5 protein-coding genes are annotated in these 8,446 nt (G+C 72.2%); 1 reads left to right on the top strand and 4 read right to left on the bottom strand.

The window, feature by feature from the left end:
* Positions 1 to 9: 9 nt before the first annotated feature.
* The 3 genes from eccCa to Sru02f_RS15145 are packed head-to-tail and all read right to left on the bottom strand — an operon-like array spanning position 10 to position 4,865.
* On the bottom strand, positions 10 to 4,071 hold the full coding sequence (eccCa, locus tag Sru02f_RS15155) for a type VII secretion protein EccCa (protein WP_109030549.1): 4,062 nt from the start codon (positions 4,069 to 4,071) through the stop codon (positions 10 to 12).
* Positions 4,072 to 4,500: a hypothetical protein gene (locus Sru02f_RS15150; protein ID WP_109030548.1), complete on the bottom strand. Its 429-nt coding sequence runs from the start codon at positions 4,498 to 4,500 to the stop codon at positions 4,072 to 4,074. It abuts the gene before it with no gap.
* A gap of 2 nt (positions 4,501 to 4,502) precedes the next feature.
* The gene (locus Sru02f_RS15145) at positions 4,503 to 4,865 is read right to left on the bottom strand and encodes a WXG100 family type VII secretion target (RefSeq protein ID WP_109030547.1); all 363 of its coding nucleotides are present in this window, start codon (positions 4,863 to 4,865) and stop codon (positions 4,503 to 4,505) included.
* Positions 4,866 to 5,044: 179 nt separating this feature from the next.
* Here Sru02f_RS15145 and Sru02f_RS15140 point away from each other — a divergent pair, with 179 nt between their 5' ends.
* Complete coding sequence (locus tag Sru02f_RS15140; protein WP_109030546.1) at positions 5,045 to 5,668, top strand: hypothetical protein; 624 nt, start codon at positions 5,045 to 5,047, stop codon at positions 5,666 to 5,668.
* A 59-nt stretch (positions 5,669 to 5,727) separates the two neighbouring features.
* Here the strand turns inward: Sru02f_RS15140 and Sru02f_RS15135 are convergent, their stop codons facing one another.
* Positions 5,728 to 8,427 carry a right-handed parallel beta-helix repeat-containing protein gene (locus Sru02f_RS15135; protein WP_109030545.1) on the bottom strand — a complete coding sequence of 900 codons (2,700 nt, stop codon included), beginning with the start codon at positions 8,425 to 8,427 and terminating at the stop codon, positions 5,728 to 5,730.
* Positions 8,428 to 8,446: the final 19 nt, after the last annotated feature.

Raw genomic sequence — 8,446 nt, 5'->3', positions numbered from 1 at the left:
GCGCACCGGCTAGTCGTCGGCCGGGTCGTAGACGGTCTGCAGCAGGGCGGCACCGGTGCGGCGGGAGACGAGGAGGCCGCGGCCGGGTGGCAGGCGCCGGGCCCGCTGGTCGTGCAGGACGGACCCCTCGCGGGGGTCGCCCGACAGCAGCAGCCCGTCGGCTCCCAGTTCACGGATGCGTCCGCCGACCGGGTCGGAGAGGGAGCGGGACAGTCCGCCGCCGCGGCGGGCCAGCACCACGTGGAAGCCGATCTCGGCGGCCTGGGTCACATAGTCGCCGATCGCGGCCAGCGGCCCGCGTCCGCCCGCCCCGGCGGGGGCGACGAGGTCGTAGTCGTCCACGACCAGGTACAGCTCGGGGCCGGCCCACCAGTCGCGTTCCTTGAGCCGGCGCGGGGTGATGCCGGGTGGCGGCATGCGCTCCTTCAGCTTCTCCACCACCTGTCCGAGGTACGCGGTGGCGGTGTCCGGGTCGCCGGCGACCGCCCCCATGTAGTCGTCGGGCACCGCGCCCAGCAGTCCGCGCCGGTAGTCGACGACGATGAACCGCACGTCCCAGGGCGACCGGCGAGCGGCCGTCTGCCGCATCCAGGACCGGAGGAACGACGTCTTGCCCGATCCGGGGTCGCCGTAGACCAGGAAGTGCGGCCCGTGCGTCTCCAGGTCGATGACCGCGGGGGCCAGGTCGAACTCCCCGATGCCGATCGGCACGGCACCCGCGGGCAGCGCCTCGGCACCTCCGGGGAGGGTTTCCACGGCCTGCGCCAGGTCCTTCGGCGTCACCACGTCGGCCAGCACGCGCAACGGCGGGGCCACGGCGCCCTTCCAGGCCGTGGCGAGATCCGCGACCACGGTCTCCTGTGCCTTGGTCAGGTTGTCGACGGACGCGGCGCCGTCCAGGCGGGGCAGCGCCGCCTGGAAGAAGCTGCCCGGTGCCGCGAGGCCGCGCCCCGGGACGAAGGCACGCAACTGCTTGGCCAGCGGCCGGGAGATCTCCGACTCGGCGGGCTCGGCCAGCCGCAGCTCGAGGCGTCCGGTGATGGTGTCGCGCAGGTTGGCCCGCAGCTCCGCCCAGCGGTTGGCGGTGAGTACCAGGTGCACGCCCACGTTGAGGCCGCGTACGGCGATGTCGGGGACGATCGCCTCGGCCTCCTCCACGGTGGCGCGCAACGCGCTCCAGTTGTCCACGACGAGGACGACGTCGGCGGCGTTGACCCCGGGGGGCAGGGCCTTCTCGTCGCGGAGCCGGCGGAAGTCCGCCGCGGAGTCGACGCGCAGTTCCTGGTAGAGCCGTTCGCGTTCGTCGACCAGTCGGCGGACCACCGCGAGGGCGCGCCGGGTGCGTGCCTCGTCGTGCCGGGTGGTGATGCCCGACACGTGGGGGGCGTTCTCCAGACCGATGAGACTGCCACCGCCGAAGTCGATGCCCGTGAACTGGAGTTCGTCCGGGGTGTGGGTGAGCATGGCGCTGAGCATGAGGGAGCGCAGCAGGGTGCTCTTGCCGGACTGGGGTGCGCCGACCAGGATGAGGTGCCCCTGCTGGCCGGACAGGTCGAGGAGCAGGGCGCGCTGTTCCTGACGGGCCGGGAGGTCCACCACGCCGACCGGGAAGGTGAGTCCGCCGCCCTGGGGCCACAGCAGGGAGTGGTGTCCCCGCTCGTCGTCGCTCTCCAGTGGGGCGAGTACCGATTCGAGTTCGATCACCGGGGGCAGGGGCGGCAGCCACACCTGGTGCACGGGGCTGCCGTGCGCCTTCACCTGTTCGACGACGACCTGCATCTCGGTGCGCCGACCCGGCAGCGTGCGGGGCGGGGAGACCGAGGGCTCGGCCTCGTCGCCGTCCTCCTCCTGGGCGTCCTCGGCGGTGCGCAGGCCGAACGGGACGGGCACCGGGGGCGGTCCGGTCTGCGTCACGTGTGCGTCGGCCTCCTCGTGGACACCTGATATGTGGGCGACGCGGAAGCGTTCGTAGACGGACTCGTCGACCTTGAGGTAGGCGGAGCCCGGGATCGAGGGCAGCCGGTAGGCGTCGGTGGTCCCGATCACGGCCCGGCTCTCCTGGGCGCTGAAGGTGCGCAGGCACACGCGGTACGACAGATGCGACTCCAGCCCGCGCAGCCTTCCCTCGTCCAGCCGCTGGGTGGCCAGCAGCAGGTGCATGCCGAGGCTTCGGCCGACTCGTCCTATCTGCACGAACAGTTCGATGAAGTCGGGCCGCTGGGTGAGGAGTTCACCGAACTCGTCGACGACGATCATCAGGTACGGCATCGGCTCCAGCGGCCTGCCGTCCTCGTCGGTGCCGCCGTTCGCCCGCAGGATCTGGTACTCGCGCACCGAGTCCACGTTGCCGGCCGCGCGCAGCATCCGCTGACGGCGCTGCTGCTCGCCCTGGAGGGCGGTGCGGACCCGGTCGACCATGGCCAGGTCGTCGGCGAGGTTGGTGATCAGACCTGCCACGTGCGGGAGTTCGGTCACGCCGGCGAAGGTGGCGCCGCCCTTGAAGTCGACCAGGACGAAGCTGAGGTGCTCGGGCGCGTGGGTCATGGTCAGACCCGTCACCAGCGTGCGCAGCAGTTCGCTCTTGCCGGAGCCGGTGGCGCCGACGACCAGGCCGTGCGGGCCGATGCCGCCCTGCGCGGACTCCTTGAGGTCCAGCACCAGCGGGGAGCCGTCGCCGGTGAAGCCGATCGGCAGCCGCAGCAGCGCCTCGTCGTCGGGCTCGCGCCACAGCGCGGTGGGGTCGAACGCGCCGAGGTCCGACACGCCCAGCATCTCGGGCAGGGCGACGGTTCGCGCGAGGACCTGTTCCTGTTCGCCGGACAGCCTCAGCGGGGCCAGCGCGCGGGCCGTCTGCTCGCCGAGCGGCGGCGGGCACACGTCGGCGACCGCGTCCTCGGCCGTCTGGACCAGCGCGGGGTGACGCGTCTCCAGGGTCAGAGCGCCCTCGGCGTCCACCCGGGCGCGGGCGTCGACCCGGCTGGGCTCCTCGCTCTCCTTGGCGACCACGCACACCACGTGCAGGCCGCTGTCCGGGCCGGCCTCCGCCAGCAGGTCGGACACCAGGGGCAGCCCGGCCCAGTCCGCGTCCGGCCGGAAGCCGTCGAGGACGACCACCAGATGCCGTACGGTCCTGGCCTCGCGGCGTATCCCGAGCGAGCCGGCCCGCTCGGCACGCTCCTCACGCACCCGGTCGACGTGGGACTGGAGGATGTCGGCGAGACCGTCCATGCTCAGCGCGATCATGGGGACCGATTCACCCCGGCCGGACCGACGGGCGTGCGGCAGCCACTTCGCCCAGGCCCAGGAGCGGCCCCCGTCCCGGACGAGGGCCGCGATCTGCACGTCGTCGGGGGCGTGCAGCACGGCGAGTTGCAGCAGCAGCGATCCGGTCAGCTCGGCGGTGCGCTCCTCGGGCCCGAGCAGGCTCAGGACACCGGTGCCCGCGAGGTCGACCCAGGCGGGCTGGAGTCCGACCGTCTCGAAGTCGCGGGACAGCTTCTCGGCCCGGCGGCGGGCGTCCTGGTCGTGTTCCGTCGTGGGGTCGCTGTGCCGGCTCAGTGCGATGCGCATCGCGGGAGCGCCTCGGCCGATGCCGAGCCGTAGCTTCAGGAAGTCGGCGTCGGCGGGCCTGCGTTCCCACACCCGGCGCGGTCCGGTGGTGGCGATCGCCCACAGGCGCTGAGGGCTCGGGTGGACGAAGGCGCCGACCGCGCGCTGCGCCGCCGCCGACTCGCGGGCCTGGTTCCGGATGTCCCCGAGGTACTCGACGTACCGGTCGCGCTGCCGGTACTGGGTGCGCCGGCCGGCGTTCTTGGTCTGGGTCCTGACGACGACCGTCACTCCGATGGAGACGACGACGAAGCCGATGCCCAGCATGATCATCCAGGGTCGCCCGAAGGTGACCATGTAGGCGGCCATGCTGATGCTGCTGAGCAGCGGAAGCAGCATGTAGAGCCAGGTCTGCGCCTGGTTCTGCGCGGCCTTCTGCGGAGGCGCGGCCAGCGATACCTGCTGCTCCGGGACCGAGGGCGGGAACGTCCTGGCCGGGCGGTGGAAGCTTGTCCTGGTCATTTAGTTCGGGAAGTCCTGAGTGAAGGGGAATTCGGGTCCGAGGTGGTCCGACGGCCCGCCGCCGTCACCGGTCGGGACAGCCATTTCGTTGGAGAAGTTGGTGAAGGCCCACCACAGTTCGTTCTCCAGATGGCTGAAGCCCACGGCCGCGCCGAGTATTCCTCCGGCGATGGCGGGAAGGACGCCGAGTTGGCCGCCCTCCTGGCCGAACATCTCGGTCATCACGCGCGTCCACCGGTCGCCGAACTCCTGGGCCTCCGTGGCGCTCGGGGCGACCCAGCCGAGTCTCAGCCCGGCGGCGATGTTGTTCACACGCATGATCGACTCACCGATCTCGCCGGCGAGCGACACGAGTGTGGTGCCCTCCGTGCCGAGTGCCGGCGGATCGATCTTTATCGTGACGGCGTCGTAGTTCGTGCTCTCGGGCATCGTCAGCCTCCGGAGTTGGTGGTGTTGGCCTGCTCGGCGGAGGCGTAGTTGTCGTAGGCGGTCTGCATGCGGTGCGCCATCTCGCGCAGCAGTTCCTCCAGATCGTGCGAGGCCCTGGCGAACCAACTGGTCATCACCTCGGCGGTCGAGGCCGCGGGGCTCTGCCAGTGGGCCTGCGCCGCCTCGAATCGGGCCTCCACCTGGCCGATCAGTCCCGCGATGTGCTCACTCTCGCCGCGCACGGCGCCGATCGCCCGCCTGAGTTCACCGAGCGCGACCCGGAACTCCTCCGGAGACATCCCGCCGCCGTGACCGCCCGACCCCTCGCCGTCCGAACCACTGTTGTTTCCGGCCGGTGTTGACATGACTGACACTCCTTGAGCCTTGACCGCCGTCCACGGCACACGGAAGCCGGGCGGCCTACCGACTTGGGCTCCGGCGCTTTCACCGCCGGAGTTCGGTGTGACAACATTGCGAGGGTCGGCATCGTCCGACCGAAACGCCGGCTGTCTGTCGCCGGCGGAAGCTCACATGGGAGCAGAGAATGCCCGATCCCCAGAATGAACCCGCCCCGGGCGGCGAGGGCGGCGGAGCCGTCGAAGATCCGGACAAGGGGAAGGAGTTCGGTCACCTCGTCCCCGGCATGTCGGTGGGCTGGGAGACACCGCCCAGCTTCAACCAGGACCCGAGCGGCGGGTCGGGCGGCGAATCGGCGACCGAAGTGGCCGACAGCGGCCCGATCCTGTTCGACGCGACCACCGTCCGGGCGACCGAGACCACCCTGCTGGCCCAGGGGCGCAACGCGGTCGGCAACTACGAGACCCTGCGGGCCAGGGTCGACACCGCCGTGCACTCGCAGTTCTGGGCGCTGGCCAAGCCGAAGCCGGCCATCTCCTCGGGCTCGTACGGCCCCACGACACCCGGAGGCACCGGCTGGAGCCCGACGGTGCAGGAGACCAACGACAACGACGCCCGCATCGTCGCCGAGATCGGTGAGGAGTTCGCCGCCCACATCAACCCGGCCATGCAGAAGGCACTGGCCCTGCAGGCCAACGCCCTCGCGCTGCTGGGCAACTACGTCGCGCTCATCAACAGCTCCGGCCAGTCCTACTCCCGTCTCGACCGCGCCTCGCGCTTCCCGGAGCCTCCGGGTCCCGTGACGAGCTGAGCAGCACACGGTGTGCCGCCCGGCACCGGTGTGTCGGGCGGACACGCCACGGCCCGCCATCAGGACACCACCGCGGGGACGTCGACCGGCAGCAGCACCGTGAGGTCGTCGGCGTCCGGGGCGGACAGGTCGGCCACCCGCATGGCGTGCTGTTCGGTCATCTGCTGGAAGACCTGGCGGGCGGTGCGTCCGTTGCCGAAGCGCTCGGTCCGGGCGATCGAGCCGAAGTGGTCCAGCAGCGCCGCGGCGGTGTCGTCGCCGATCCGGTACTCGTGCAGCGCCGCCTGGTGCTCCACGATCCTCACGAGGTCCTGGGACGAGTAGTCGTCGAAGCGCAGGGTCCGGGTGAAGCGCGAGGCCAGGCCGGGGTTGGAGTCGATGAGGCGCTCCATGTCCTGCGGGTATCCGGCCGCGATCACCACCACGTCGTCGCGGTGGTCCTCCATCAGCTTCACCAGGGTGGAGATCGCCTCCTGCCCGAAGTCCGTGCTCTGCCCGGCCGGCACCAGGGAGTAGGCCTCGTCGATGAACAGCACGCCGCCCAGCGCCCGCTTGAAGACGGCGGTGGTCCGGGGAGCGGTGTGGCCGACGTACTCCCCCACCAGGGCGCCGCGGTCGGCCTCCACCAGGTGCCCGTCGGTCAGCAGTCCGAGAGCGGCCAGCAGCCGGCCGTAGAGTCGCGCCACGGTCGTCTTCCCCGTGCCCGGGTTCCCCGCGAAGACCAGGTGGCGGCTCAGCGGCGGCGGCTGCAGACCCGCCTCCTGACGCCGCTTGACCAGCTGCATCAGCTTGGCCATGGACTCCACCTCGCGCTTGACGCTCTCCAGGCCCACCAGGTCGTCCAGTTCGGCCAGCAGCTCCGGCAGCCGGTCCTCGCCCGTCCCTTCCCGGACGGTGACCGCCGCGCCGGGGCCGGTCGGGGGTATGCCCGCGGTGCCCGCCACGAGGGCCGGTCCGGCGGCCTCTCCCGCGTCCGCCGTGGGCAGGGTGGAGGCCGTGACACCGCTGGTGCGGCACTGCTCGAAGCGGGCCGCCGCGTCGTCGGCCTGGGACAGGTCCTCGTCCGTGTCCCGCACCAGGCAGCGGCGCAGGAGGGGGGCCGCCCTGGACCCCACGTACACCGCCGGATAGCCGGTGGCGGAGATCGTGCAGTCCTCCAGCAGGCCCCCGGACCCGTCGCCCGCGTACACACCGTTCTTGGTGGTGCCCGCGATCGTGACCGAGCGGACGCGGGGCCGGGCATCGGCCCAGATCACCAGGCCACTGCCCTGGGTGTCCGAGATGGTGAGGTCCTCGATCCATGCCTCACTGCGCTCGTCGAGGAAGACGCCGGCCGATCCCGATCCCTCGATCCGGCCGCCCACCAGCAGGGCGCCGGTGCCCGCCGCGATCTCGACGCCGGTCCTGGCGGGCCGCAGCACCTCGCAGTCGGCCAGCAGCGGCCGGTGCCGGCTGTCCAGCCGGATGCCGGTCTCCGTGTCGGCGACGACGAGTCCGCGCAGTACGGCGTCGGCGTCCTTGACGTCCACGCCCGTCATCCGGGCTCGTTCGATACGCGTGTCCTCGGCGGTGAGGTCGGCCGCCCCCTCGACACGCACGGCGTGCTGGGCGCTGTCGCGGACGGTGCAGGAGCGCAGTTCGGCGCGGACGTTGCCGGCGATGTGCAGTGCCGTGTAGGCCGTGGTGGAGATCTCGCACTCGGTGAGCCGTACGGTGCACCGGTCGGTGGCGTGCACGCCGTTGGCCCCGGTCCGGGCCACCGTGCCGCCGCGCACCCGTAGTTCCGCGTCCTCCACGACGGCCAGGCCGCTGCCGGGTACGTCGACGACGCGGACGTGGTCCATCTCGACGCGTCCGGTGCCCGCGGCGATGACGCCGGCGCCCCCGGTCTCCCGTATCTGGCAGTCGTCCATCCGGAGCCGGGACGCGTCGCCCGCCAGGACGCCCTCGCTGCCGGTGCGGAAGATCTCGCACGTCTCCAGCCTGGTGCGGGGCGCCCCGCGCTCTGCCGCTGCGGCGTTCTCCCCCTCGTCGGCGGCGGGGGTGACGGCCGCGGCGACGGCGCCGTCGGCGGCGCGTACGCCTTGCGTCCCGATGTCGTGCAGCCGGCAGTCCCGCAGGAGCGGGCGCGACCGGGTCTGAGCCAGCAGGCCGGCGTCGCCGACGTGCCGGACCGTGCAGGCGTCGAAGGTGCCCTGCGACTCGCCGGTCAGCACGATGCCGCAGCCGGTGACGCGTTCGACCGTGGTGCGCCGTACCTCCGCGCGGGCGGCATCACTGAGCGTCAGCCCGTGCCCCGCCGTGGAGCGGATCACGCAGTCCTCCGCCACGACTTGGGCCGTGCCGGTGACGAGGACACCCGAGTCCTCGGCGTTCTCGACGGTGCAGGTGCGCAGTTCGGCGCTGCCGCGGCCGATCTCGACGCGCCCGCCGGAGACGGCGCAGTGGTCGAGGACGGCCCGGCCGCCGCTGACGAACACGGCGGGCTCGCGGTCGTTGGTGCCCTCGACCGTGAGGTCGCGCAGCTCGCAGGTTCCGCCCCGCACCGTGATCGCGGGTCCGTGGACGGCGACGACGCGCACCGTGCCCGGACCCTTCTCGGCGATCAGGGTGATGTCGCGGTCCAGCACCACCGATTCGCGATAGTCCCCGGGCTGGACGTGGATCACCGCGCCCTCGTCGGCCGCGCGAACGGCGGCGGTGACGGTGCGATGCGTGCCCCAGCCCCGGTCCGCCACCCTGACGGCGTTGCGTCTCACCGCCGCACCGCCTCGGCCT

It is taken from the genome of Streptomyces rubrogriseus (assembly GCF_027947575.1).
GTDB classification, from domain to species: domain Bacteria; phylum Actinomycetota; class Actinomycetes; order Streptomycetales; family Streptomycetaceae; genus Streptomyces; species Streptomyces rubrogriseus.
This window is presented reverse-complemented; position numbering and strand designations above follow the sequence as displayed.